The following is a 24,965-nucleotide window of genomic DNA, read 5'->3' as shown; positions in this document are numbered from 1 at the left end:
TTTTCTAAAACAATCTTCTTTTTAATTTCGTTAGTCAACTTCATAAGAAAAACCCCCTTTGTTAGTTTATTGTCTAACTTTGGGGGTTCACATCATTTATCGATCTTTTTGTTGGCCTATTTTTCTGCTAATTTTTTTATATTATTCCCACTTAAACGGAAACCAATCCATTCATTTTGTGCTTCAGCACCTAAAGACTCATAAAAATCTATACTCGGTTTATTCCATTTAAGACATGACCATTCTATTCTAGGACATCCTTCATCCTCTGCTATTTCTGCAATTTTTTTAAAGAACAGCTTTCCATAACCTTGTCCTCGATGTTCTTTCTTCACATAGATATCTTCAATATAAATTCCTGCTTTTCCATGAAAAGTAGAAAAATTATAAAAATATAAACAATACCCCACTACTTTATTATCTACTTCACCTATTAACACCTTTGCTTTTTCTTTATCAAAAATCCATTCCTCTAATGTTTCAACATCTGTTACTACTTCATGTTCTAATTTTTCATAAACTGCCAATTCAATAATCAAATCTAAAATGGTCTTTACATCATCTCGCTTTGCGTAGCGTATTTTCATTTTTCCACCTCTAACTATTTTTCGAAAAGGATATATAAAAGCGTCATGATTATAATCACCAATAAAATACCCAAAGAAAAACCAATGGCATCTTTGCGCAACTGCATCCCTTTTTTATTTATTTCTTCTTTTGAACCTGGTGACTTATCTTTCATAATAGCTTTATCCTATATATATTATATGCTGTTTCAATCATATTAAAAAGGGTTACTTTATAACCCTTTAAATTTATTCAATAATACTTTCTTCCCAATCTTCTTTGTTTTCTAGACCAAGAAGTTTTACAACTGTATTTGCTACATTTGCTAATCCAAATTCACCATCTTTTATTTTCACATCAGCACCATATATTATAAATGGTACTCGATTAAGTGTATGTGAAGTTTTTGCTTTGATTGGTGCATCTTCCTTTTTTGGCTTTTCATACATTTCATCAGCATTTCCATGATCTGCTGTTACTAACATAATTCCATTAGCCTTATCTACTGCATCCATCAGACGTTTTAATTGTAAATCAACTGTTTCAACACCTACGATTGTAGCAGCATAATTTCCTGTATGACCAACCATATCTCCATTTGGATAGTTTACACGTAAGAAATCATATTCTCCTGTTTCAATTGCTTCGATTAATTTATCTGTAATCTCTGCACCTTTCATCCAAGGACGTTGTTCAAAAGGAATTACATCACTTGGTACTTCATAATATGTTTCTAGTTTCTCATCAAATTTTTCAGCTCTATTTCCATTCCAGAAATACGTAACGTGACCAAATTTTTGTGTTTCACTAATTGCATATTCGCTAATATTATTTTTAACTAAATATTCTGTTAATGTGTTTTCAATCTTTGGTGGAGAATTTAAAAATTTATTTGGAATTCCTAAATCTGAATCATATTGAAGCATTCCTGCAAACATTACATCTGGTTTTCTTACACGATCAAATTTTGTAAAGTCTTCTTTTTCAAAAGCCAAACAAATTTCTTGTGCGCGATCCCCTCTAAAGTTAAATAAAATTACCGAATCGCCATCGTTAATGGTTCCTACTGGTGCACCTTTTTCAGCGATTACAAACGCTGGTAAATCTTGGTCGATTACACCTGTTTCTTGACGATATGTTTCAATCGCTTCTTTTGCTGAAGCAAATTGTCTTCCTTCACCAAGTACATGTGTTTTCCATCCTGCTTCTACCATTGGCCAGTTCGCTTCATAACGATCCATTGTAATCGTCATTCTTCCACCACCTGAAGCAATTATTGCATGGAAATTATCATTATTTAATTCTGCTAATTTATTTTCAAGTGCATCTACATATTCAAGAGCACTTGTTTCAGGAACATCACGTCCATCTAATAAAATATGTACTCTTACTTCTTTTACACCACCAGCTTTTGCTTCTTCAAGAAGAGCAAACAAATGGTTGATGTGAGAATGTACATTCCCATCTGACAATAATCCAAGAAAATGCATAACACCATGATCTTTACAGTTATCTACTAATGCTTTCCATGTTTCACTTTTAAATAATTCTTTTGATTCAATTGATTCATTTACAAGTTTTGCTCCTTGTGAATAAACCTGTCCACAACCTAAAGCATTGTGTCCTACTTCACTGTTTCCCATATCTCCATCACTTGGTAATCCAACAGCGGTTCCATGTGCTTTAATTGCTGTATATGGACTTGTTTCATACAATCTATCTAGTGTTGGTGTATAAGAATTGGTAACTGCATTACCATACTTACTCTCATTTATTCCAACACCATCCATCACTACTAATACTACTGGTTTTTTACTCATGTCTAGAACTCCTCCTAAGATACTCTATTAATATATCATTTTTTATTCAACTTTTATACCTATTTATTTATTATTTCACAAGAAAAGACAACCGTTTCAGTTGTCTTTCATTTATTTATTATTGGTTAATCTTACTATTTAACTTAACCTTTTTAATCTTCATCAACTTCATCTTCTTCATCATCGATTAATTCTTCAGCACTTACCTTTTTTACTTCTTCTAAACGATGACGAGATTTTAGATCCCATTTATTGTCCTGCATATTCACAAATCTTCCATCCAATGATAAGTCAGTATAAAACTGTGCAATCTTATCTTCTTTTTGTGTTTCTGTCAGTCCTTTTTCTTCACTTACATTGTTCCACAATTCAATGAAGACCATAGATTCTTTTTTGTTGCTTAATATATCGAACGCGATATCAATCATAGGTTGTCCCATATTAATCCTCCTACATTTGCTCAGGAGCCTCAACTCCTATAAGATATAAAGCATTTTTTAATGTTATCTTACATGCTTTTAATAAATCCATCCGTTGTGCACTCAATACTTGGTTCTCTGGATCATTTACTTTACAAGATCCATAGAAGCTATGGAATAATGAAGCCAACTTTTGAATGTAATTGCACACTTTATTAGGTGCTCTATTTTTAGCAGCATCGCCAACTACGTTTGTAAATTCATTTATGTATTTTAATAATTGCACTTCTTTTTCATGTGTTAACAATTCATAGTTATCTGCTTGCTGATCTATATCACTCGCTTTTAGAATTGAACAAATCCTTGCATGTGCATATTGTGCATAATATACAGGATTTTCATTGTTTTCCTTCTTAGCCAAGCTTATATCAAAATCAAAGTGTGTATCTAGTGCCCTTTGGACAAAGAAGTAACGTGCTGCATCTACACCAACTTCATTGCATAAATCTCGAAGCGTAATTGCATTTCCTAAACGTTTACTCATTTTGATTTCTTCACCATTCTCAACAAGTCTAACCATCTGGATAATATCAACTTCAAGCATATTGCTATCTCTTCCAAGAGCTTCAATACTTGCTTTTAAACGTGGAACATATCCATGGTGGTCGGCTCCTAAGAAATCAACCATTTTATCAAATCCACGATCAAGCTTATTGATATGATATGCAATATCTGGTACTAGATATGTATAAGATCCATCACTTTTTCTAAGTACACGGTCTTTATCATCATTAAATTTAGTTGTTTCAAACCATAATGCATCATCTTTTTCATAGGTCATTCCTAAAGAAGAAAGCGTTTCAATTGCCTTTTCTACTTTTCCAGCATCACGAATTGCTTGTTCACTTGAATAAACATCAAATTCAACACGGAAGTTTTTCAAATCTTTTTTAAGCTTATCCATTTCAAACTTAATTCCTTCGGATTTGAAAAATTCTAAAGTTTGATCATTCATTTCTAAATAGATGTCACCAACTTCTTTAGCGATATTTTCAGCAATAGCTTTCACATCATCACCATGGTATCCATCATCAGGTAAAGCTACTTCTTTTCCAAAGACAGCAGCATATCGTGCATACAAAGATTTTCCTAAGTTAATAATCTGATTTCCTGCATCATTAATATAATATTCACGAGTTACATCATAGCCACTAGCCTTCATCAAGCGAGTAACACTATCTCCCCATGCTGCTCCACGAGCATGTCCTAAATGCAAATCCCCAGTTGGGTTAGCACTTACATATTCACAGTTTACCTTTAACCCATTTCCTATATTATTTTTTCCATATTGATCATCTTTTTCTAATACGACACTTATGATGTTCGTCAACATATCATTTTTCATCGTAAAATTAATAAATCCAGGTCCAGCAATCTCCATATTATCAATTGATGCCTTATCCTTATCTATTGTATCTATAATCATTTGAGCGATATCTCTTGGTGCTTTACCTACTTGCTTACTAAATTTCATTGCAGCGTTTGTAGCATAATCCCCATGACTTTTGTCTTTTGGTATCTCAATCACAACATCTTCTGATGCAATTTCAAGATCAAAAGCATTTTTGAAACTATCTGCTATCGCTTCTTTTAATTTCATATCAATTGAACTCACTGCGCTCCTCCTCAATAGAAAACTCTATACGGTATCCATCCTTTTCTTCACTAGAAGAAAGAACATCATATTCGACGATTATTTTATCATGTTCCTTATGATATTCATAGGTATAAATTTCAATTTCCAAATCACCGTATGGTGTCATTAAAATATTCTTTGTTTTCTTATCAACAACAAATTTTAAATTTGAAATAATTTCACCATTACGGATGATTTTCATATGATCTTCATAAAGATGAACTTTAACTTTCGCACCATCGTTTTCTTTATATAATAATTCTTCATAATCATCATAAATGTTGAATGTTACTTCTCCATTATATAATACTGCTTCTTCATTATTATATCGATGTCGATGTTTTACATGTAACTTTTTTATCATAATTTTCTCTTATCATTTATGAATTATAGCATATCATTATAGTAGTGCAAGTAAAATTTGTATAATTCTTTAATTATGTTAAAATGAGCATATTCAAATCATATTTAAAGGAGCTCTATTTCATGGAAAAAAAGGCAACCATTTCACTCGTTATAACTACCATTTTATGGGGATTAGGTTTTATCTTTGTCGATCAAGCACTAAGTGCTGGATGGCAACCTTTTCCACTTTTAATGATGCGTGGATTTATTGGTGGTGCCTTTATGTTTTTTTTATCCTTTAAGAAAAAGTGGTATAAAAATAAAACTACATTGACTCTAGGAATCACCAATGGTGTCTTATTTTTCCTTGGCTTTGCTTTTCAAACAACAGGACAAGAATTGTCATCGATTCCCAATACCGCTTTTATAACAACACTTAATGTTCTTTTCGTTCCCTTTATTTCTCGTATTTTTTTAAAAAGACATATTCAAAATAAAATATACTTCGCTGGAATACTTGCTTTATTAGGTACTGCCGTTTTATCCTTCAATGAATCTTTAAGCTTTCATACAGGTGATATCTTATTAATCCTTTGTGCATTGTTCTTTGCTTTACAAATTATCTACAATGAAAAATGTGGAGCTCATGGGGATCCACTTTCCATCACTTGTATTCAACTTCTTACGATGGGAACACTATCGTTAATCTGTATGCCAATCTTTCAACAAACCACAATTCCTAGCAATGGATGGGAAAGTGTTTTGTATCTTGCCTTATTCAGCAGTGCCATTGCATCCTTATTACAATTGTATGGACAAACTCATGTAGAACCATCACGTGCAAGCCTAATTCTAACAATGGAAGCCGTTATAGGAACATTAGCAAGCACCATTATCCTATCACAACCCTTAGAGCCCTCTACCATCCTTGGTGGTGCTCTTATGCTAAGTGCTGTACTTATTGTAGAATATAAACGACCCACATTCGCAACTTAAAAAGCTAGTATAAAGAATTAACTTCATTCTTCCATACTAGCTTTTTATTTATTCATTATTTAAATTTTCTACAAACATCTGAATAGCACTTGCTGATACAATAGGTTCTTCACCACCTGTTTTTTTTGAAATCATATTAATTAATTTCTTTTCCATGAATCCCATTCGATCTTTACGAAACTCTCCCCCAAAGTCTCCTTTATATTTTATACTATCGTATATCTCAGGAAGGTTTTCTTTTAACACTTTATCAAATTGATCATCTGCTTGTCCTCTACATAAAAAAACCGATACTGCTTTTTCTTTTAATTCTGCTTCATGTTCCTTTATGTATTTCTTGAGTTTCTTATTCATTTGTCCAGCATAGATAGAGCTTCCTAAGACTATATTATAATATGAACTTAAATCTACATTAGCATCTTCAATGTTTTTTACTTCTACAGGACGATTAAGTTGCTTTGCAAGTGTATTTGCTACATCTTCTGTACATCCATGCTTACTTCCATATAGTATTAATGTTTTCATTGTATCTCCTTACTTTAAAATACCTGTTAATAATATATTACTTTCATTTTCAATAAGTAAATCAATTTGTTTTGGATCATTTATTTGATTATTTAAAATATAAGAAGCAACCCCTAACAAATTCACTATGATTAGTACTGCTGTTGATTCATTCATCTGTTTAAAAACACCTTGTTGATATCCTTCATTTAAAAATTGTAATATTTTAGGTTCTCCATCAATATTCTCTTCATCCAATTCATAATCTGCATAAATATTGATTCCTGTTTGAAAAACTGCTCTTACTTGTTCAGGATCATCAATCATTGTTTCTATGAAAATACGTACTAACCATCGAAACTGCTCTTCCATTGATAAGTTTTGTTTCTTCTTTAATTCCTTATCAACCGTTTCCACAATTTCTGTTGATTTGCGAATAATTATACTTTTAATTATATCTGCCTTATTTTGATAATAATTATAAATATTGGTTGCTGAATAATCTATTTTAGCAGCAATCTTCCGTAACGATAATTTATCATACCCTTCACTTCTTATTATTTCGATAGCAGCGTTTTGAATCTTCACCTTCATTGCTTGCTTCTCTTCCACTCTTCGCTTACTCAAATTATCATCACCTTTCATTAACATCGTTAATTTTATTAACACTGTTAATAATACTCCATTATTTTATATATGTCAAAAAAAGCTGATCCTTTTTGGACCAGCTATTATTTAAATACTTTTACTTTTTCATCAATTGGCATAAATTCTTTATCTCCAGGTTCCCCTGTTGGTTTTCCAATTGGCATTTGTGCATATAACTTCCAAGACTTTGGTAAGTTCCACGTTTCTTTAACCTCATCATCAATGATTGGGTTATAGTGCTGCAATGATGCTCCATATCCTTCAGATTCTAAGGTTGTCCATAAAGCATACTGCAACATTCCATTTGCTTGAGTTGACCACGTATTAAAGTTTTCTCGATATGATGGAAACTTGTCGCCCATACTCTTTACTACATCTTCATCTTCAAAATATAAAATTGTTGCATATCCTGCATCAAATGCTGTTTTAATTTTTGCTTCTGTTGTTCCAAACTTTTCCTCTGGAACCATTTTACGAAGTGTTTCTAATACGATGTTCCATAATTTATGATGTTCTTCCCCTAACAACAATACAACCCTTTGACTTTGCATATTGTAAGGTGATGGAACATGTTTTGTAACTTCCTTTATCAATTTCTCTAATTCTTCATCCTTTAATACTGGATTATCGTTTATTGTATAAATTGATCTTCTATCCTTAATACTATCCAAAATTGTTTTCATATAAATATCCTCCTATTATGTGTCTTCATTATAACATCACCTGTTTTTAATGCCATGAAAGTGCTCAAAAAAAAAGACTTGCGTCTTTTTATAACTTCACAAATTGTTCTACATCTAATACAAATATAGTTGCTCCACCTACCTGTACTTCCACAGGGAATGAGGCAAAACGACCAATATCATAAGATGCTGTTGAAGGTACTACTTCTGTTCTCTTTCTACTGTATTCTCCAATTACTTCAATTGCTCGATCAACTTTATCGTTATCTGTTCCAACAATTAAAGTTGTGTTTCCAGCTCTTAAAAATCCACCTGTTGTTGCCAATCTAGTAACTTGGAAATTATCCTTTGTTAATGCACTTGAAACACTGTGACTATCATCATTTGACATAATTGCTAAAATTAATTTCATATCTTTCACTTCCTTTACTAAATTATATCAACTTCTTTAAAACAAGTCTACGTTTTAACTAGCAAATCTTTTTTCATTTCATTAATATATACTTGTTAATTTCAGATTTTTTTGTTATCATTTGAAACTATATAGAGGTGATATTTATGTATAAATCTTCTTTACTTTTAGAAGGTGGAGGTATGCGTGGCGTTTATACTGCAGGTGTTCTTGATTTTCTTTTAGAAAAGCAAATTGAATTCGAAACCGTCATTGGTGTAAGTGCAGGTTCTTGTCATGGCTGTAATTATTTATCAAAGCAAATAGGAAGGAACTTTCAGATAAATACCGACTATCTTGATGGAAGTGATTATTTAAGTTTTCGAAATTTGATTAAGACAAAAAGTGCTTTTGGGATGGACTTTATGTTTGATGATATTCCTAACAAACTAAATTTATTTGACTATGAAGCATATCACAACAATAAAGCTCAACTAATTGCAGTTTCCAGTGATGTTGAAACAGGATTGCCTGTATACCGCAATATAGTTAATATGTATACAGATATCGATTACTTAAAGGCTAGTATTTCTATACCCCTATTAGCTCCAATTGTTGAAGTCGATGGTAGAAAATTATTGGATGGTGGAATTGCTGATTCTATACCACTTCGTTATGCTGAAAGTTTAGGTTATGAGAAGCATGTATTAATTCTTACTCGTGATCCTGCATATCGCAAAGGAAAAAACCGTTTAATGCCATTGATTCGTAAACAATTTAAAAAGTATCCAAACTTTGTAAAGGCGGTTGAAGAACGACATCTCAATTACAACAATACACTTAACTATATTGAGTTGATGAAAAGACAAAAGAAAGTATTTGTTATTCAACCACAGAGTGAAGTGAAAATATCACAATTAGAAAAAAACAAACAAAAATTACGCTCTTTATATGAACAAGGCTATCAAGATGCGAAAGATAGTTATGATGATTTACTAAGTTTTTTAAAATAACTTGTATACCTTTAAAGTGAAAGCTTTAGAGGTTTTTATTAATGCAAATAAAAGCAGTTAGTCCTAGATCTAACTGCTTTATGTATATAGATATAGAATTGAATTTAATCTTGAATAGGTATCCAAATCTCAATAACTGAATTATCTCTTTTCCAATGAAAACGGTGATCATATTTTTCAAAGTGTAGGATAACATCTTTTATAGGCGTATATGGTGTACTAGGAATAATTTCTTGATATATCTTTCTATAAGTTTCATATATTTTATCCATGGCACCAATATGTTGTGCAACTAAATATTTATAAGAAGGTATTTCTTTATACAGAAAGCCCTCTGGAGTAATTGTCTTCTTTGGAATAGAACAAAAATAATAAAGTTTCCCGTTTCTTCTTTCCATAAAAGCATATTTTACCCAATTCCCCGATTGTGAAAGATGTGATTTTTTTAAATTACTATTAAACTTTCTCCAAAACTGTGTACTAATTTGAATATTCTTTTTTTGATGCTTAGTAACTTCTATTTCCTGTCCGATAACTGAAAATGCGTTTAATTCCTTTATAGAATAATTCATCATTTTTTATGAGCAGTAATCATGGTATAACTATACGCATTTACTGTAAAAATACAATTATCATTCATTATATACCTGCTTTTTCCTTTTCTTTTGATTTCCGCATTGGAAAGCCTAATTTTTTCTTTGCACCTTTTAATCACATTTTCTATATTCTGACACCTCAATTTACAATCCGTTTATTTATACTTCATATTCAATTATATCATTCTCATATTAACACCACAATGTAAATCTAAAGGCTTATTTAATGGCCGTGAATTGATATTTTTGTTTCTTTAAAGTTTTGATAGATATTGTGTTTTAGTCATAAACAAAATACACCTTGCATAACACAAGGTGTACTTTATTCATTTCCTATTTCATTTTATTACGGCCTTCTAATGCTTTAATTAAGGTCAACTCATCTGCATAATCTAAATGACCTCCCATAGGTAAGCCATGCGCAATTCTCGTCACAGTAATATTTTTATTCTCTAATAACTTTGATATATATAATGCTGTTGTTTCCCCTTCTACTGTTGGATTTGTAGCGATTATTACTTCTTCTACTTGATCATTTAATCGCTCCAATAGTGATGCTAGATTAATATCTTCTGGCATGACTCCCTTCGAAGTTGAGATTACTCCATTTAATACATGATATAACCCATGATATTCATTTGTCTTTTCCATTGCAACCACATCTTTAGGGTTTTGCACTACAAAGATTACTTTTTGATTTCTACTCTCATCTTTACAAATATCACAAAGTGTATCTTCAGCAAGATTACCACATCTTTCACAACGATGAATAGAATCTTTTAATCCTTGTAAACTTTCAATGAAGGCTTCTATATCTTCATCAGAATAATCCAACATATCAAAGGCATAACGTTCTGCACTTTTTAATCCTACCCCAGGAAGTTTACGCAAACAATCAATTAAATTTTCAAACTTCTTTGGATACATCAAAACATTCCTGGCATATTGATACCAGAAGTCAATGCTGCCATCCTTTCATCTTTATCTTTGGTTGCTTGTTCTAACACTTTATTTATAGCTAATTGAACCAAATCTTCTACAACACCTTTATTATCTTTTTCTAATAATTCATCACTTATAGAAACGTTTTCTAATTGAAAGTGACCATTGAGTGTTACTTCCACAACACCTCCACCAACACTTTCCGTATATTTTTTTTCTTTTAATTCTTTTTCGGTTTCCTGTAAATCATCTTGCATCTTCTGTGCTTGTTTCATTAATGCATTTAAATCCATTATTCATCCTCCTTAATATCAATATTCTTACCAAATAAAATATTTAATGATTCCATTGTTTCATCTCTTTCTTCTTCTATATCGTTAACCTGTACGATGATAGGTTCAGGTAACGCATTGATTCTTTGTTTATTTCTAAATTCATCAACAACTCTTTCATATTGAACATTCGTAATAGCAAATACTTTTTTCTTTTTCTTTATTAATAGATTTATAAAAGAAATAAATTCTCCCTGTTTATCTAATTCATTGATTTCATTTGCCAACGCTTGCGAATTGGTACACATGATTAAGAAGCCTTCTCCACTTGCAATAATTTCATTTGATCCTAACAAATTCGCATATTTTGCATAATCTAAATCAAGTCTATAATCATAAATACCTTTCATCTGTTCTTTATCTTCTTCTTTTTCTTTCTTATTAGCACTCACTAATAATTGAAGAATATAAGAATCATCTAAAGTTTTAAATTCCCTTGGTTTATCCTCTACGTATTCTTCAGCAACCTGATCAATCGTTTCAATTATTTCTTCTTCATAGTCTTTATCAGTTTGTTCAATATCTGTTTCTCCAAGAATATATGAATTATCTTCTTCGGGTTCTGTTTCAGATTGTTCAAACAAAGCATTTTCACTGCTTACTTCCTCTACCTGTGAAGGTTCCTGCTCTTCCACTGGTTTTACTTCTTCGCTTTGTATTTCTTCACTTTCTGATATTTCTTCCTCTATTTCAATAGGTTCATCAGCAACTACTGGTTCAACCACTTCTTTTTCTTCAAAAATTGGTTTTGGAGCATCAATGACTTCTCTATCTTCTTTCTCTACTCTTAATATTGGTGTTTCTTCAAATGTTTCACGTGAAACAATTCCCATCATTTTTAGTAGCGCTATTTCCAAATAAGAAATTATATTAGATGCATTGCGATACTTTTCATAACTATCCATTAGAACATCAATCATTTCTAAGCTCTCTTTTGCATCCAAACCTGCACTTAGTGTTGCTACTGTTTCTTTTGTAAGAGAAACAAGCATTGTTTCGTCTTTTGTATAATCATAAATTATTTTTTCTTTTAGCAGTTCTACTAAATCACTTGTTAATCGTTTGATATCTACGCCTCGTTGATCCAATTGATTTATCTTATTCATTAATTCTGCAGTGTTTTTCTTTTTAATATATTCAAATATCTCTATTTTTTCCTGTGTTGTAAGAATTCCATAAATATCAAATACATCTTTTTGTTTAATGTTCTCAGGAGCATATGCATAACATTGATCTAGAATACTCAATGCATCCCGCATTCCTCCATCAGCTAACTCAGCAATTATCTCTAATACTCCATTTTCGTATTTGATTCCTTCTTTATCACAAACAAAGGATAAACGCTTGATAATTTCTTTTGGACTAATTTTCGCAAAATCAAATCGCTGACATCTTGAAATTATAGTTGGTAATACTTTATATGGCTCTGTTGTTGCGAAAATAAAAATGACATGTGCTGGTGGTTCTTCAATTGTTTTCAATAGAGCATTATACGCTCCTTGTGACATCATATGAACCTCATCAATAATATAAACTTTATATTTTCCTTTAATAGGAGCATATTTTACTTTATCGATTAGATTACGCACTTCTTCAACACCATTATTACTCGCTGCATCAATTTCAATAATATCTGGATGTATTCCTTCATTTACACTTTTACAACTTTCACACATCCCACAAGGTTTTACCTCGCCTTGACAGTTTACTGCTTTCGCAAAGATTTTTGCAGTTGATGTTTTTCCTGTTCCTCTTGGCCCACAAAATAAATAGGCGTGTGCTATCTTATTATTGTTTACTGCATTTTCCAATGTTTTGATAATATGTTTTTGTCCAGCCATATCTTCAAAACCTTCTGGACGATAGGTTCTATAAAGTGCTTTATATGCCATATGTTTTTTACCTTCTTTCTTAAATTCTATTATACCAAATTTACATATCCTTCACTATAAAAAAAACAAGAACTCTTTTAGATCTTGTTTTGCTTTTTCACTAATCGTTTATTTTTAAAAAAGTCGGATAACAATGTAGAGCATTCATCTTCTAATACTCCTGATATAACATCTGGATAATGGTTAAACCCTTGTTGTTCATACAATTGTAAACAACTTTCAATACATCCACCTTTTGGATCTTTAGCACCATAAATGACATGATCGACTCTTGAAAGAATTGTTGCTCCTGCACACATAGCACAAGGTTCTAGAGTAACGTACAAAGAACAATCGTTTAATCTCCATGTTCCTAATTTCTTACATGCCTTTTCAATTGCTAATATTTCCGCATGTGCTGTTGACATTTGTTTGCTTTCTCTTAAATTATGCGCTCTAGCAATTACTTTATCATCTTTTACAATTACAGCTCCAATAGGAACCTCATCTTTAAGTTGTGCTTTCTTCGCTTCTTTAATAGCTTCTTTCATGAATTTTTCATTCATTATCATTACCTCGAATAAATTAAAAGCTACCACACACAATAGAGCTTCCACGTGGCTGCTTCGTTCCCGACCTGACCAGATTAGTTAGATATTGTTGTAGTAGCATTGTTATTATACCACATCAGATTATTTCTTCAAGATGCAAATATGTTCCACGTGAAACATTTTTATTTTCTTCTTTTTATTAATCTATAGATTCCATGTACAATTAGTAATATACCAATAATTGTTTGAATAATAACACCTATCTCAAAACCAAAAATATCATAGAAGAAAGTCATAAATCTTGGTATTTGAACACTTGAAACAGTAGACATATCTACAACAAGCCACATTAGCAATCCCATTGCTCCCCAAATAAAACCAAAAATAATTTCAAATATACATCCACTCTTTGAACTATTGTTATTCATATTGCCTCCTTTGTATCATATATAACTAGATGAATTATTTATAGATAAGGTTCATTGTAGTAAGAGACTATAGTATAAAATTAAAAATACGCTTCATAGTAAACTATAAAGCGTATCATTATGTATTCTATTATTTATTTTTTGGTTCTAAACGTTTTTTACCACCCATATATGGTTGAAGTGCTTCTGGTATGTCAATAGATCCATCTTTATTTAAATTATTTTCTAAAAAGGCAATCAACATTCTTGGAGGAGCTACAACTGTATTATTTAATGTATGAGCATAGTATTTTCCTTTTTCTCCATTTACTCGTATTTTTAATCTTCTCGCTTGAGCATCAGTTAAGTTTGAACAACTTCCAACTTCAAAATATTTCTTTTGCCGTGGGCTCCATGCTTCTACATCCACACTTTTATTTTTTAAATCTGCTAAGTCACCAGAACAACATTCTAATGCACGAACAGGAATATCAAGGGTTCTAAACAAGTCAACCGTGTTCATATATAGTTTTTCAAACCACATTGCACTTTCTTCAGGTGCACATACAACAATCATCTCTTGTTTTTCAAATTGATGAATACGATACACTCCACGTTCTTCAATTCCATGAGCTCCCTTTTCTTTTCTAAAACAAGGAGAATAACTTGTATAAGTTTGTGGTAATGTTTTTTCATCAACAATAGTATCGATAAACTTACCAATCATTGAGTGTTCACTTGTACCAATTAAATATAAATCCTCTCCTTCTATTTTATACATCATGCTTTCCATTTCCGCAAAACTCATAACTCCAGTAACAACATTGCTACGAATCATGAATGGAGGAACACAATAGGTAAAACCTCGATCAATCATAAAATCTCTGGCATAAGTAATAACTGCCGAATGAATTCTTGCAATATCGCCCATTAAATAATAAAAACCATTTCCAGCTACTTTTCTAGCACTATCTAAATCAATCCCATCAAAGTTCTCCATGATTTCTGTATGATAAGGAATTTCAAAGTCTGGTACAATAGGATCCCCAAATTTTTCTAGTTCTACATTTTCACTATCATCCTTACCAATAGGAACACTATCATCAATCATGTTTGGTATTACCATCATGATTTCTTTTACTTTTTCTTGTAATTGTTCTTCTTTTGCTTCAAGACTTTCTAACTCTGTAGCCATAGACTGTACTTCTTCTTTACACTTCATAGCCTCTTCTTTTTTCCCTTGCGACATCAGTGCACCTATTTCTTTACTAATTTTATTTCGCTTAGAGCGAAGTTCATCAGCCCTTGTTTGTGCTGCTCTACTTTCTTTATCATAAGTAATTACTTCATCTACCAAAGGTAACTTTTGATCTTGAAATTTCTTTTTAATATTTTCTTTTACTGCCTCTGGGTTTTCTCTTAAAAATTTTATATCTATCATATTTCCTCCTTAAAAACAAAAGAAAGGTGGCATAAAGGGACGTATTCTTACGTGTTGCCACCCTTCTTCAAACTTTCGTTTCTCTAAGCTATAACGTTACTACCGTAATTGAATACTTTATTCTTCAATTCACTCCTAGGCTGATTTCATTAATATTTCTTATTGATTTACACCAAACATCAACTCTCTATAAATAAAATATTAATTACTTTTCCTTATCATTGCTTTATCTATTTTATACAATAATTAATTTTCACTGTCAACTACTTCCTCATTAGATTCTGAAGCTTCTTCATTTTCTTCATCTTCAGCTTTTACAATCGCAATTCTAGCGACCGCTTCATTTTCAGCTACATTAATTAATTTAACTCCTTGGGTATTTCTTCCATATACGCCAACATTTTCTAAAGAGATACGAATAATGATACCTTCGTTCGTAATAATCATTGCATCTTCATCACCATTTACGGAACGAACAGCAACTAAATTACCTGTCTTTTCTGTAATATTGATTGTTTTAACACCTTTGGTTCCACGTGATGTTAAGCGATAATCTACAATTTCACTACGTTTTCCATATCCATTTTCACTAACTGAAAGTAAATATTTTCCTTCATTATTTGTAGCAGCACCAACAACATATGATCCATCAATATTAAATCCTTTTACACCACTTGCTGTTCTTCCCATTGGACGAACATTATTTTCATTAAATCGAACCGCTTTTCCATTTGAACCAGCGATGATAACTTCACACTCACCACTTGTTCCTTTTACGGTTACAAGTTCATCTTCATCTTTTAAAGTAATTGCAATCTTACCATTTTGACGAATAGATTCAAATTCTGTAACATTTACACGCTTAACAATTCCATTACGTGTAACAAAGAATAAATATTTTGTTTCTTCACGATTCACTTCTGGAACCAATGCACAAATCTTTTCATCACTTGCCAAATTCAATAAATTAACAACTGGCAATCCTTTTGATGTTCTTGAACCTGCTGGAATCTTATATCCTTTCATTCGATATACTTTTCCTTTATTTGTAAATAACAATAAATAATCATGGGTCGACATTGTAATTAAAATATCTACAATATCATCTTCATTCATTGTCATTCCTTTTACACCACGTCCACCTCTATTTTGTGTACGGTATGTATCTGTAGGTAAGCGTTTGATGTATCCTGTAGCAGTCATTGAAATAACGACATCTTCTACTGGAATCAAATCTTCATCTTCAATATCAATACCTTGATCACTAATTTCTGTACGACGCTCATCCCCATACTTTTCTTTTATTTCTTCTAATTCATTACAAATAATTTCAAGTACACGTTCATGATTTGCAAGAATATCTTTTAAATCCTTAATCAATTCGATTAATTCATTATATTCTGCTTCAATTTTTTCTCTTTGTAATCCTGTCAAACGACGTAATTGCATTTCTAAGATTGCCTTTGCTTGAATTTCAGACAATTCAAACTTACTCATCAATCCATTTCTTGCCTCTTCATCATCTTTTGAATTACGAATTAAGGTAATAATTTCATCAATATGATCTAAAGCAATACGTAACCCTTCTAAAATATGAGCACGATCCTCTGCTTTTTTCAAATCAAATCTAGTTCTTCTTTCAATTACTTCAATTTGATGTTTTATATATACTTCAAGAGCTTCTTTAATACTTAATTGTTTTGGAGCTCCATCTACCAATGCTAAGAAATTAACACCAAAAGAAGATTGTAATGGAGTTAATCTATATAATTGATTTAGAACTACTTCTGCTTGTACATCTTTTCTAAGTTCAATTACAATACGAACTCCATCACGATTGGATTCATCACGTAAATCAGTAATTCCTTCAATCATTTTTTCACGAACTAAATCTGCTATTTTTTTAACTAATGTTGATTTATTTACCTGATAAGGAATTTCATTAAATATTAACCATGATTTTCCATTATCTTTTTCTTCAATATTTACTTTTGCACGAGTAATAATAGAACCTTTACCTGTTTCAAAAGCACTTTTAATTCCACTTCTTCCTAAAATAACACCACCTGTTGGAAAGTCTGGACCAAAAATATGATTTTCCATAAGTTCCATCACTGTTATCTCAGGATTTTTAATAACAGCTAAAGCTGCATCAATGGTTTCATTAAGATTATGAGGTGGAATATTAGTTGCCATCCCAACAGCAATACCCATAGAACCATTTACAATTAAATTTGGAAATTTTGCTGGCAATACTGATGGTTCTTTTTCTTCACCATCATAGTTATCTACAAAATCAACTGTGTCTTTATTAATATCACGGATTAACTCCATCGATATTTTTGACATACGTGCTTCTGTATAACGCATTGCTGCTGCACCATCTCCATCCATTGAACCAAAGTTACCATGACCTTGAACCAAAGGATAACGATAAGAAAAATCTTGTGCCATACGAACCATTGCTTCATAAATAGAAGAATCACCATGAGGGTGATATTTCCCCATTACATCCCCAACAATTCTAGCTGATTTTTTATATGGTTTATCACTATACATTCCTTGTTCATTCATACCATGTAAGATACGACGATGAACTGGTTTCATTCCATCTCTTGCATCTGGCAATGCCCGAGATACAATAACTGACATTGAGTAATCAAGAAAACTATCTCGCATATCACTGGCAATGTCTAACTGAATTACTTTATTAATATCATCCATTAAAATTGCCTCCTATATATCTAAATTCTTAACGTAGACAGCATTCTCTTGAATAAATTTTCTACGTGGTTCTACTTCATCACCCATCAACATTGAAAATACTTCATCAGCTTCAATTGCATCCTCAATCGTAACTTGAATAAGCGTACGATTTTCAGGATTCATTGTCGTTTCCCATAATTGATCAGCATTCATTTCTCCCAATCCTTTATAACGTTGAATATTTGTACGTTCTCCCATTTCTCCTCTAATAATTTCCATCTGTTCATCTGAATAAGCATATTTGATGCTATTTCCTTTTTGAACTTTATATAATGGAGGTTGTGCTATATAAATATAACCTCCTTCAATAACTGGTTTTAAGTATCGATAGAAGAAAGTAAGTAATAAAGTACGAATATGTGCTCCATCGACATCCGCGTCGGTCATAATTACAATTTTATGATACCTTAATTTATCTGGTTCTAATTCTTCACCAATACCAGTACCAAAAGCAGTAACCATAGAACGAATTTCATTATTTTCAAATATTTTATGTAGTCTTGCTTTTTCAACATTCAAAATTTTACCACGTAATGGCAAAATAGCTTGATATTTTGGATTACGTCCTTGCTTTGCACTTCCTCCGGCTGAATCCCCTTCGACTATATATATTTCACACATACTTGCATCTTTACTTGAACAATCAGCTAATTTTCCAGGTAAAGAAGAAATTTCTAGTGCATTTTTACGTCTTGTAAGTTCTCTTGCTTTTTTTGCAGCCATTCTCGCTTTAGAAGCTACAACTGATTTTTCCATAATTACTTTTGCAGTATCTGGATTTTCCATTAAAAAGCGTTCTAACTGTGTTCCTAAGATTGAAGAAACAATTTTACGAACTTCTGAATTTCCTAATTTTGTCTTTGTTTGTCCTTCATATTGAGGATTTGGATGCTTAATAGAAATAATCGCTGTAATTCCCTCACGGACATCATCTCCAATTAAAGATTCATCTTTCTTAATAAATCCATTTTCCTGAGCATATTTATTAATAACTCTTGTAAGAGCTAAACGGAATCCATCCTCATGAGTTCCTCCTTCTGCAGTATTAATGTTATTACAGAAAGAATAAATATTAGGTAAGTATCCATTGTTATATTGAAGAGCAATCTCCGCGATAATATCATCTTCAATTCCTTCAACATATACAACTTCATCATGAAGAACTTCTTTATTCTTATTAAGATATTCAACATATTCTTTTATACCACCTTCATAGTGATAAACTAATTTCTTAACTTCATCTTCACGCTCATCAATAAGAACCATACGAATTCCTTTATTCAAGAAAGCCAATTGGCGAATTCGTGCTTTTAAAGTTTCAAAATTATATGTTGTTGTTTCGGTGAAAATAGTTGGATCAGCTTTAAAGCGAACAATAGATCCATGTTTATCTGTTTTTCCTGTAACTTTTAAAGGAGCCACTGCTTTACCACCATTTTCAAAACGAATAAAGTTAATATTTCCATCTTGATGAACTTCTACTTCTAACCATTCAGAAAGAGCATTAACTACCGATGCACCTACACCATGTAGACCACCACTTACTTTATATGCTCCACCACCAAATTTACCACCGGCATGAAGAACGGTAAAAATAGTTTCTACTGTAGATATATTTGTTTTCTTATGTAATCCTACAGGCATCCCACGACCATTATCTTCTACTTTAATAATATTATCTTTTTCAATTGTAAGAATAATATCACTTGCATATCCAGCCAATGCCTCATCAATACCATTATCGACAATTTCCCATACCAAATGATGCAATCCACGCTCTGCAGTAGATCCAATATACATACCAGGTCTTTTTCTAACAGCTTCTAAACCTTCTAAGACCTGTATATCATCGGCCGTATACGAATGCTCTACTTTTTCTTCATTCATTAGCAATTCCCCCTTATTTTTTCAATATTTCCATCATCAACCATCCAATAGTTAATGTTCTTATCATCTTCAATTTTTATAAAATCAGTTGTTGAAATAAAAATTTGAATTTCATCAGGCAATAAAGTCAATAATCGTTTTCGCCTTTCCTCATCTAGTTCTGAAAATACATCATCTAATATCAAAACCGGATAATCTTTTGTTAACTCATAAATGGTATAAACAATACCTAATTTTAAACTCAACAACAAGATTCTTTTTTGACCTTGTGAAGCAAACGTATTTACTTCATTACCATTCATATAAAATATATAATCATCTCGATGTATACCAATACTACTACTTTTAAAATACAAATCTTTTTCTCTAACTTTTAAATATTTAGCTTTTAATTCTTTACACATTACCATTTCATCTTCATCATACATAACATCACTTACATATCGATAATCAATCACTGTATTATCATTTGATAAAGAAAGATAGAAATCATTACTCTTACGTAAAATATCTTCAATAAATTTTTTACGTTGCTTAACTATCTTCATCTGATAAGTAATCAATTGATCATCCAGTGTATCCAAAAACAACGGATCAACACTTCCATTTTTTAAATAACTATTACGCTCTTTTAAAACTTTATAATAATTATTTAAAGTATTTGTATATGTCTTTGATAATTTTCCCAATTCTAAATCAATAAATTGTCTTCTTCTTTTTGGTGTTGATCCAAATAAATTCATATCATCTGGATAAAACATAACGGCATTAAAGAAACCAATAAAATCACTTACTTTTTGAATTGGATTTCGATATAAAAATAAATTTTTGCCACTATCACTTACATTACAACGAATTTCTACATCTTTTTGATTCTTTGTAATACATGCATCTAAATTAAAAAATGAAGAGTTTTTATTTATCAAACTATGATCATCTTTAATTCGATGACTCTTTGTACATGATAAATAATATATACTCTCAAGTAAGTTTGTTTTACCTTGTCCATTTTTACCAATGATTACATGAATACCATTATCAAAATGCAATTCTTCATTTTGATAATTACGAAAATTTAAAATTTTCAGTTTTTTAATTTTCATTCAATTTCAAATGTTTGGTCTTCAATCTTAATAATATCTGTTTTATATAGTTTGCGGCCTCTACGATTTTCAGCTTCTCCGTTTACTGTTATATGTAATTCTTTCACAGCAAATTTAGCTTCCCCACCACTACTAATAAAATCAGTCATTTTCAAGAATTGTCCAAGTGTAACATATTCTGTATTTATTGGTATTTTCATTAGCAAAAACTCCATTTCACATCAGTCATATTATACCATATTTTCCACATTTAACCTAACTTTTTTAAACCTTCATAAAATCAAAAAAAAGAGGATTAAATCCTCTCTTTATCACTATAAATAAGTTCTTACTGGAAGTACTAATTGAAGAACATTATCAATGCCTTCTCCTTCAATTATAAAGGGTTTCATATCGCCACTAAATTTAAATTTAATTGTAGAAGCATTGATAGCTTTAATTGCTTCAAATACATAACGACCATTAAATGAAATATTAAGATCATTTCCTTGAAAATTAGCTGTTCTAAGAATTTCAGTAGCCGATCCTATTTCTTGAGATTTACTAGATAATATACATTCTCCACTTGTTAATTCTAATTTAATGATATTTACTCCATCATTCTTAATAAAACTAACACGATCAATAGACCCTAAGATATCTCTAATATCTAAACTTAATTCATAATCGAATGATGTAGGTATCAATTGTTGTGTATCTGGAAATTTTCCATCAATAAGTCTTGTTTGAATTGTTGTATTATCAATTAAAAATTGTACTTTTTTATTTGATAAGAAAAGTTCTATTTCTCTATCTTCATCTAAAGATTTCATAAGTTCATTTAAACTCTTTGAAGGAATGATAATATTGTAACTAAAATCTTTTTCAATCGTAAAAGAAGTTTTTGCTAAACGATAAGAATCAGTTGCTGTACATTCTACATTATTTCCTTCAATTTTAAAATTAATACCATTTAGATAAGGACGAGTATCTTTATCACTAGTAGCAAAAATAGTTTTATTAATAATTTTTTTAAGTTCTAAACTATTGATTTTAAATGAATCTTCACTCTTATCAAAATCAATAAGAGGATATTCATTTGCATACATACCTATAATTTTAAATTCAGAACTTTCATCACTAATTTTTATATTACATCCATCCAATACTTCAATTTCCACAACTTCAGTATCCATTTTACGAACGATATCTAAAATGTATTTTGCTTCAATTACAATAGATCCAGGTTTTATAATTTCCATATAAAATTCATCATTGATTGTTAGATAAGTTTTTATTGATATATCTGAATCACTTGCCATTAAACAAATCTCTTGTTCACTTACATCAAATTTAATTCCTGAGAATGCAGGTAATGGAGAATAATTTGAAATGGCTCTAGATACAACATTTAAACTGTTTAATAATTCTTTTTTGTTAATTTTGAAAAACATGATTTTTCCTCCTCTTTTATATTAAGTATTTTAAATAGTATTACTATTAGTGTGTGGAAAATGTTTAAAACTTAATTTAAAACACTATTCATCGTCTATTTTAGACTTTTTTAGTGTTCATAATTTTGGTAAAAAATGTTTAGTTTATACCAAGCTTTTCTTTTATCTCATCAATGACATCTTTATAGATACTCTTTTCTTTTGATAACTTACTTATTTTATCATAAGAAGTCATAATTGTGGAGTGATCTCGATTACCAAATTCAGATCCAATCTTTTTAAATGGAGTATCCAATAATTCTCGACTTAAATATATAGCTATATGTCTTGCATTTGCAATATCTGCAGTACGAGATTTTGATTCTATTTGCTTCAATGTAATATTATAGAAATTACATACTTCCTTTTTGATTTTCTTAATGGTTAATTCATCATTTTGATTGATAATAGGATTTTCTTTAAACATTTCAATTGTAAATTTTTCATCAATGATAGGAGGATTGTAAATGATTGCCTTAAATAATAATTCATTCAAAGCTCCTTCTAATTTTCTAACATCCTCATTAAATTTATGAGCAATATAATATAAAGCATCTTCACTAATATTAATTTCCTTATTTCTACCTTCTAACTTTTTTTGTAAGATAGAAACAGCTGTTTCAAATTCAGGTGATGTTATACTAACCGATAATCCTGAAGTAAATCTTGAAATAATACGATCATTTATATTTTTTAATTCTGATGGATAGACATCACTTGTTAAAACAATCTGTTTTCCATTGGATTTTAATTTATTGTAAATATTAAAAAATAATTCTTGTGATTGATTTGTTTTTGCTAAATGTTGAATATCATCAATAAGTAAATAGTCCAATTTTATAATTTCTTCAATCAATTGATCTGTATTTTTTTCTTTTAAAGAATTTATAATCAATGAAATGAAATCATTTCCATCAATATATAAATATTTTATGTCTGGACGATTCTCTTTTAAATAATTACAAATAGCATGCAGTAAGTGGGTTTTTCCCAATCCTGAGTTTCCATAAATAAATAATGGATTAAAAAAGCTCTTTTCTTTAGAATAAGCACAACCATAGGCAGCTGCGAATGATTGTTGATTACTTTGACCTTGAATAAAATTATCAAAGGTATATTGATCTAAAATTTTATTTCCATATTCAAAAATAAAATCTTTCTTTTCTTCCCTGTTTACGTTTGATATTTCACTTGATAGTACAACTTGGCAATGAAGTTCTCTATTAAATGCTTGACTCAATAATTTTTGAAACTCGTCAATATTTTGAATAAAGAAATTTTTGTTTGTAACGTAAGGAACCTCAATAATTGCCATTTCATCGCTTATATTATAAAGAAGAGAACTTTTTATGTAAGAGTGGAAAACTGGTTCATCAAAGATATTATCTTCTTTGATTTTTGTTAGAATTTGCCCCCAAACAGTCTGTAAATCATTTTGTACAAACTGATTCATAAAAACCTCCTTTCTTAATGTTTAAAATCTATAAAATATATTACACTAAAATTGTATATAAAGCTATATTGAAAAAAGTTTTCCACAATAAATTAGAAGATAAAAAACCCTATTATAAACGATATATAGGGTTTAAAAAAAGTTTTAAACATCTTTTGAATGTGGAAAACATGTGTAAAACAATATAAACAAAATTTCCATAGTGGAAAATAGGGAAAACTTTTTTACAACTTACATATTTCAACACCCCTTTGTAGATAAAATAATCTAGTAAACTAATGCGTTATGAAACATTTCAACACTTTCCACACAATGTGGAAAACCCTAGGAAAAAAAATATGGAAAATATTTTTTCATGATAGCTATTTTATATATTTTTATATCTTAATCATCAAAAATTATTTTAAATTCACGGTTTTTAAAATCTATATTTATATTGACTTATGAATACAAATTAAGGTATAATCATAAGGCAATGTTGATTTTATGTAAAAAGTAGAAAAAAGAAAGAATTGGAGGTGTCTCTTGTGAAAAGAACATATCAACCATGTAAAAGAAAACATCAAAAGACTCACGGGTTTAGAGCTCGTATGAAAACACCTGGAGGACGTAACGTATTAGCTAGAAGACGTAGCAAAGGTAGAAAAGTTTTATCGGCTTAAAAATATCTCGTAATGAGATATTTTTATTTTAAGAGAGGTTCTTTATGAAAAAGAAATACCGAATTAAAAAGGCAGACGAATTTACAACTATTATTAAAGGAAGAAAGTATTATCCAGGTAATGGTATTGTTTTGTATGTAAATGAAAAAAAAGAAGCTATTCCTAGAGTGGGAATAACGGTAAAAAAGAAAATTGGAAATGCAGTTATTCGTAATAAAGTAAAGCGTCAAATACGAATGATGATATCAGAAATATATGATTTTGATGAGAATTTTGATTCAATTATCTTAGTGAAAGAAGATTTTTTAAAGAATAACTATAAAAACAATAAAAAGAACTTGGAAAGATTGTATAAACAAGTTAAAATGAATGGGTAAGCTTTTTTTAGAAATGAGGAAAA

General features: G+C 30.4%; 27 protein-coding genes, 1 other RNA gene, 1 pseudogene and 1 other annotated feature. Of the genes and pseudogenes, 4 read left to right on the top strand and 25 right to left on the bottom strand.

What is annotated here, in order from left to right; all coding sequences use genetic code 11:
- Positions 1 to 116: 116 nt before the first annotated feature.
- The 6 genes from M2475_RS03285 to M2475_RS03260 form a co-directional block, all read right to left on the bottom strand.
- Complete coding sequence (locus tag M2475_RS03285; protein WP_277489559.1) at positions 117 to 587, bottom strand: GNAT family N-acetyltransferase; 471 nt, start codon at positions 585 to 587, stop codon at positions 117 to 119.
- Positions 588 to 601: 14 nt separating this feature from the next.
- A complete protein-coding gene (locus M2475_RS03280) occupies positions 602 to 742 on the bottom strand; it encodes a hypothetical protein (protein ID WP_277489558.1) in 141 nt (46 codons plus the stop codon).
- A 73-nt stretch (positions 743 to 815) separates the two neighbouring features.
- On the bottom strand, positions 816 to 2,387 hold the full coding sequence (gene gpmI / locus M2475_RS03275; protein ID WP_277489557.1) for a 2,3-bisphosphoglycerate-independent phosphoglycerate mutase: 1,572 nt from the start codon (positions 2,385 to 2,387) through the stop codon (positions 816 to 818).
- 152 nt (positions 2,388 to 2,539) lie between these two features.
- Positions 2,540 to 2,827, bottom strand: coding sequence for a DNA-directed RNA polymerase subunit delta (gene rpoE / locus M2475_RS03270; protein WP_277489556.1), 288 nt, complete (start codon positions 2,825 to 2,827; stop codon positions 2,540 to 2,542).
- 10 nt (positions 2,828 to 2,837) lie between these two features.
- Positions 2,838 to 4,481, bottom strand: a complete 1,644-nt coding sequence (argS, locus tag M2475_RS03265; protein ID WP_277489554.1) for an arginine--tRNA ligase — start codon at positions 4,479 to 4,481, stop codon at positions 2,838 to 2,840.
- Positions 4,468 to 4,866, bottom strand: coding sequence for a DUF1934 domain-containing protein (locus M2475_RS03260; protein ID WP_277489553.1), 399 nt, complete (start codon positions 4,864 to 4,866; stop codon positions 4,468 to 4,470). Before M2475_RS03260 ends, argS begins: the two co-directional genes overlap by 14 nt.
- A 122-nt stretch (positions 4,867 to 4,988) precedes the next feature.
- On the opposite strand from M2475_RS03260, the gene M2475_RS03255 reads away from it, so the two are divergent.
- Positions 4,989 to 5,843 carry a DMT family transporter gene (locus M2475_RS03255; protein WP_277489552.1) on the top strand — a complete coding sequence of 285 codons (855 nt, stop codon included), beginning with the start codon at positions 4,989 to 4,991 and terminating at the stop codon, positions 5,841 to 5,843.
- Between the two features lie 48 nt (positions 5,844 to 5,891).
- Here the strand turns inward: M2475_RS03255 and M2475_RS03250 are convergent, their stop codons facing one another.
- The 4 genes from M2475_RS03250 to M2475_RS03235 all read right to left on the bottom strand — a co-directional run bounded on the left by M2475_RS03250 (position 5,892) and on the right by M2475_RS03235 (position 8,090).
- Positions 5,892 to 6,368 carry a flavodoxin domain-containing protein gene (locus tag M2475_RS03250; RefSeq protein ID WP_277489551.1) on the bottom strand — a complete coding sequence of 159 codons (477 nt, stop codon included), beginning with the start codon at positions 6,366 to 6,368 and terminating at the stop codon, positions 5,892 to 5,894.
- 9 nt (positions 6,369 to 6,377) lie between these two features.
- Positions 6,378 to 7,016 (bottom strand): TetR/AcrR family transcriptional regulator, encoded by a 639-nt coding sequence (locus M2475_RS03245; protein ID WP_277489550.1) that lies wholly within the window; start codon positions 7,014 to 7,016, stop codon positions 6,378 to 6,380.
- Positions 7,017 to 7,078: 62 nt separating this feature from the next.
- Positions 7,079 to 7,678: a nitroreductase family protein gene (locus tag M2475_RS03240; protein ID WP_277489549.1), complete on the bottom strand. Its 600-nt coding sequence runs from the start codon at positions 7,676 to 7,678 to the stop codon at positions 7,079 to 7,081.
- A gap of 88 nt (positions 7,679 to 7,766) precedes the next feature.
- Entirely contained in the window at positions 7,767 to 8,090 is a 324-nt protein-coding gene (locus tag M2475_RS03235; RefSeq protein WP_277489548.1) for a cyclic-di-AMP receptor, read from the bottom strand.
- A gap of 146 nt (positions 8,091 to 8,236) precedes the next feature.
- On the opposite strand from M2475_RS03235, the gene M2475_RS03230 reads away from it, so the two are divergent.
- Positions 8,237 to 9,082, top strand: a complete 846-nt coding sequence (locus M2475_RS03230; protein ID WP_277489547.1) for a patatin family protein — start codon at positions 8,237 to 8,239, stop codon at positions 9,080 to 9,082.
- A 104-nt stretch (positions 9,083 to 9,186) separates the two neighbouring features.
- Here the strand turns inward: M2475_RS03230 and M2475_RS03225 are convergent, their stop codons facing one another.
- The 15 genes and pseudogenes from M2475_RS03225 to dnaA form a co-directional block, all read right to left on the bottom strand.
- A complete protein-coding gene (locus tag M2475_RS03225) occupies positions 9,187 to 9,657 on the bottom strand; it encodes a GyrI-like domain-containing protein (protein ID WP_277489546.1) in 471 nt (156 codons plus the stop codon).
- Positions 9,654 to 9,809, bottom strand: a pseudogene (locus M2475_RS03220) (DUF3781 domain-containing protein); the annotation flags it as partial. The gene M2475_RS03225 and the pseudogene M2475_RS03220, both read right to left, overlap by 4 nt.
- Positions 9,810 to 10,011: 202 nt before the next feature.
- Positions 10,012 to 10,605, bottom strand: coding sequence for a recombination mediator RecR (gene recR, locus M2475_RS03215; protein ID WP_277489545.1), 594 nt, complete (start codon positions 10,603 to 10,605; stop codon positions 10,012 to 10,014).
- Positions 10,605 to 10,913: a YbaB/EbfC family nucleoid-associated protein gene (locus tag M2475_RS03210; protein WP_277489544.1), complete on the bottom strand. Its 309-nt coding sequence runs from the start codon at positions 10,911 to 10,913 to the stop codon at positions 10,605 to 10,607. The genes recR and M2475_RS03210 overlap by 1 nt, the downstream gene beginning before the upstream one ends.
- Positions 10,913 to 12,844, bottom strand: coding sequence for a DNA polymerase III subunit gamma/tau (gene dnaX, locus M2475_RS03205; protein WP_277489543.1), 1,932 nt, complete (start codon positions 12,842 to 12,844; stop codon positions 10,913 to 10,915). Before dnaX ends, M2475_RS03210 begins: the two co-directional genes overlap by 1 nt.
- Before the next feature lie 77 nt (positions 12,845 to 12,921).
- Complete coding sequence (tadA, locus tag M2475_RS03200; RefSeq protein ID WP_346780373.1) at positions 12,922 to 13,395, bottom strand: tRNA adenosine(34) deaminase TadA; 474 nt, start codon at positions 13,393 to 13,395, stop codon at positions 12,922 to 12,924.
- Positions 13,396 to 13,405: 10 nt separating this feature from the next.
- Positions 13,406 to 13,499: signal recognition particle sRNA small type (ffs, locus tag M2475_RS03195), an RNA gene on the bottom strand.
- Between the two features lie 57 nt (positions 13,500 to 13,556).
- Positions 13,557 to 13,802, bottom strand: coding sequence for a hypothetical protein (locus M2475_RS03190; RefSeq protein ID WP_277489541.1), 246 nt, complete (start codon positions 13,800 to 13,802; stop codon positions 13,557 to 13,559).
- Between the two features lie 130 nt (positions 13,803 to 13,932).
- On the bottom strand, positions 13,933 to 15,222 hold the full coding sequence (gene serS, locus M2475_RS03185) for a serine--tRNA ligase (protein WP_277489539.1): 1,290 nt from the start codon (positions 15,220 to 15,222) through the stop codon (positions 13,933 to 13,935).
- Between the two features lie 32 nt (positions 15,223 to 15,254).
- Positions 15,255 to 15,453 (bottom strand) — a binding site (T-box leader).
- A 15-nt stretch (positions 15,454 to 15,468) separates the two neighbouring features.
- Complete coding sequence (gene gyrA / locus M2475_RS03180) at positions 15,469 to 17,946, bottom strand: DNA gyrase subunit A (protein ID WP_277489538.1); 2,478 nt, start codon at positions 17,944 to 17,946, stop codon at positions 15,469 to 15,471.
- 12 nt (positions 17,947 to 17,958) lie between these two features.
- On the bottom strand, positions 17,959 to 19,875 hold the full coding sequence (gyrB, locus tag M2475_RS03175) for a DNA topoisomerase (ATP-hydrolyzing) subunit B (RefSeq protein ID WP_277489537.1): 1,917 nt from the start codon (positions 19,873 to 19,875) through the stop codon (positions 17,959 to 17,961).
- Positions 19,875 to 20,978 carry a DNA replication/repair protein RecF gene (gene recF / locus M2475_RS03170; RefSeq protein WP_277489536.1) on the bottom strand — a complete coding sequence of 368 codons (1,104 nt, stop codon included), beginning with the start codon at positions 20,976 to 20,978 and terminating at the stop codon, positions 19,875 to 19,877. Before recF ends, gyrB begins: the two co-directional genes overlap by 1 nt.
- Positions 20,975 to 21,178, bottom strand: coding sequence for a S4 domain-containing protein YaaA (yaaA, locus tag M2475_RS03165; protein ID WP_277489535.1), 204 nt, complete (start codon positions 21,176 to 21,178; stop codon positions 20,975 to 20,977). Before yaaA ends, recF begins: the two co-directional genes overlap by 4 nt.
- A gap of 114 nt (positions 21,179 to 21,292) precedes the next feature.
- Entirely contained in the window at positions 21,293 to 22,411 is a 1,119-nt protein-coding gene (gene dnaN / locus M2475_RS03160) for a DNA polymerase III subunit beta (protein ID WP_277489534.1), read from the bottom strand.
- A gap of 139 nt (positions 22,412 to 22,550) precedes the next feature.
- Positions 22,551 to 23,903: a chromosomal replication initiator protein DnaA gene (dnaA, locus tag M2475_RS03155; protein ID WP_277489533.1), complete on the bottom strand. Its 1,353-nt coding sequence runs from the start codon at positions 23,901 to 23,903 to the stop codon at positions 22,551 to 22,553.
- A 527-nt stretch (positions 23,904 to 24,430) separates the two neighbouring features.
- Here dnaA and rpmH point away from each other — a divergent pair.
- Positions 24,431 to 24,565, top strand: coding sequence for a 50S ribosomal protein L34 (gene rpmH, locus M2475_RS03150; protein WP_277489531.1), 135 nt, complete (start codon positions 24,431 to 24,433; stop codon positions 24,563 to 24,565).
- 44 nt (positions 24,566 to 24,609) lie between these two features.
- Positions 24,610 to 24,942: a ribonuclease P protein component gene (gene rnpA, locus M2475_RS03145; RefSeq protein ID WP_277489530.1), complete on the top strand. Its 333-nt coding sequence runs from the start codon at positions 24,610 to 24,612 to the stop codon at positions 24,940 to 24,942.
- Positions 24,943 to 24,965: the final 23 nt, after the last annotated feature.

Source organism: Breznakia sp. PF5-3 (assembly GCF_029504745.1).
Taxonomy (GTDB): Bacteria; Bacillota_I; Bacilli_A; order Erysipelotrichales; family Erysipelotrichaceae; genus Breznakia.
Note: the sequence above shows the minus strand (reverse complement) of the source record. Positions and strands in the feature narration are given on the sequence as shown.

Excerpts from the sequence above, each read along its gene's own strand:
- M2475_RS03285 (WP_277489559.1), bottom strand. The coding sequence starts at position 587 with ATGAAAATACGCTACGCAAAGCGAGATGATGTAAAGACCATTTTAGAT.
- M2475_RS03280 (WP_277489558.1), bottom strand. The coding sequence starts at position 742 with ATGAAAGATAAGTCACCAGGTTCAAAAGAAGAAATAAATAAAAAAGGG.
- gpmI (WP_277489557.1), bottom strand. The coding sequence starts at position 2,387 with ATGAGTAAAAAACCAGTAGTATTAGTAGTGATGGATGGTGTTGGAATA.
- rpoE (WP_277489556.1), bottom strand. The coding sequence starts at position 2,827 with ATGGGACAACCTATGATTGATATCGCGTTCGATATATTAAGCAACAAA.
- M2475_RS03260 (WP_277489553.1), bottom strand. The coding sequence starts at position 4,866 with ATGATAAAAAAGTTACATGTAAAACATCGACATCGATATAATAATGAA.
- M2475_RS03255 (WP_277489552.1), top strand. The coding sequence starts at position 4,989 with ATGGAAAAAAAGGCAACCATTTCACTCGTTATAACTACCATTTTATGG.
- M2475_RS03250 (WP_277489551.1), bottom strand. The coding sequence starts at position 6,368 with ATGAAAACATTAATACTATATGGAAGTAAGCATGGATGTACAGAAGAT.
- M2475_RS03240 (WP_277489549.1), bottom strand. The coding sequence starts at position 7,678 with ATGAAAACAATTTTGGATAGTATTAAGGATAGAAGATCAATTTATACA.
- M2475_RS03235 (WP_277489548.1), bottom strand. The coding sequence starts at position 8,090 with ATGAAATTAATTTTAGCAATTATGTCAAATGATGATAGTCACAGTGTT.
- M2475_RS03230 (WP_277489547.1), top strand. The coding sequence starts at position 8,237 with ATGTATAAATCTTCTTTACTTTTAGAAGGTGGAGGTATGCGTGGCGTT.
- M2475_RS03225 (WP_277489546.1), bottom strand. The coding sequence starts at position 9,657 with ATGATGAATTATTCTATAAAGGAATTAAACGCATTTTCAGTTATCGGA.
- recR (WP_277489545.1), bottom strand. The coding sequence starts at position 10,605 with ATGTATCCAAAGAAGTTTGAAAATTTAATTGATTGTTTGCGTAAACTT.
- M2475_RS03210 (WP_277489544.1), bottom strand. The coding sequence starts at position 10,913 with ATGGATTTAAATGCATTAATGAAACAAGCACAGAAGATGCAAGATGAT.
- dnaX (WP_277489543.1), bottom strand. The coding sequence starts at position 12,844 with ATGGCATATAAAGCACTTTATAGAACCTATCGTCCAGAAGGTTTTGAA.
- tadA (WP_346780373.1), bottom strand. The coding sequence starts at position 13,395 with ATGATAATGAATGAAAAATTCATGAAAGAAGCTATTAAAGAAGCGAAG.
- M2475_RS03190 (WP_277489541.1), bottom strand. The coding sequence starts at position 13,802 with ATGAATAACAATAGTTCAAAGAGTGGATGTATATTTGAAATTATTTTT.
- serS (WP_277489539.1), bottom strand. The coding sequence starts at position 15,222 with ATGATAGATATAAAATTTTTAAGAGAAAACCCAGAGGCAGTAAAAGAA.
- gyrA (WP_277489538.1), bottom strand. The coding sequence starts at position 17,946 with ATGGATGATATTAATAAAGTAATTCAGTTAGACATTGCCAGTGATATG.
- gyrB (WP_277489537.1), bottom strand. The coding sequence starts at position 19,875 with ATGAATGAAGAAAAAGTAGAGCATTCGTATACGGCCGATGATATACAG.
- recF (WP_277489536.1), bottom strand. The coding sequence starts at position 20,978 with ATGAAAATTAAAAAACTGAAAATTTTAAATTTTCGTAATTATCAAAAT.
- yaaA (WP_277489535.1), bottom strand. The coding sequence starts at position 21,178 with ATGAAAATACCAATAAATACAGAATATGTTACACTTGGACAATTCTTG.
- dnaN (WP_277489534.1), bottom strand. The coding sequence starts at position 22,411 with ATGTTTTTCAAAATTAACAAAAAAGAATTATTAAACAGTTTAAATGTT.
- dnaA (WP_277489533.1), bottom strand. The coding sequence starts at position 23,903 with ATGAATCAGTTTGTACAAAATGATTTACAGACTGTTTGGGGGCAAATT.
- rnpA (WP_277489530.1), top strand. The coding sequence starts at position 24,610 with ATGAAAAAGAAATACCGAATTAAAAAGGCAGACGAATTTACAACTATT.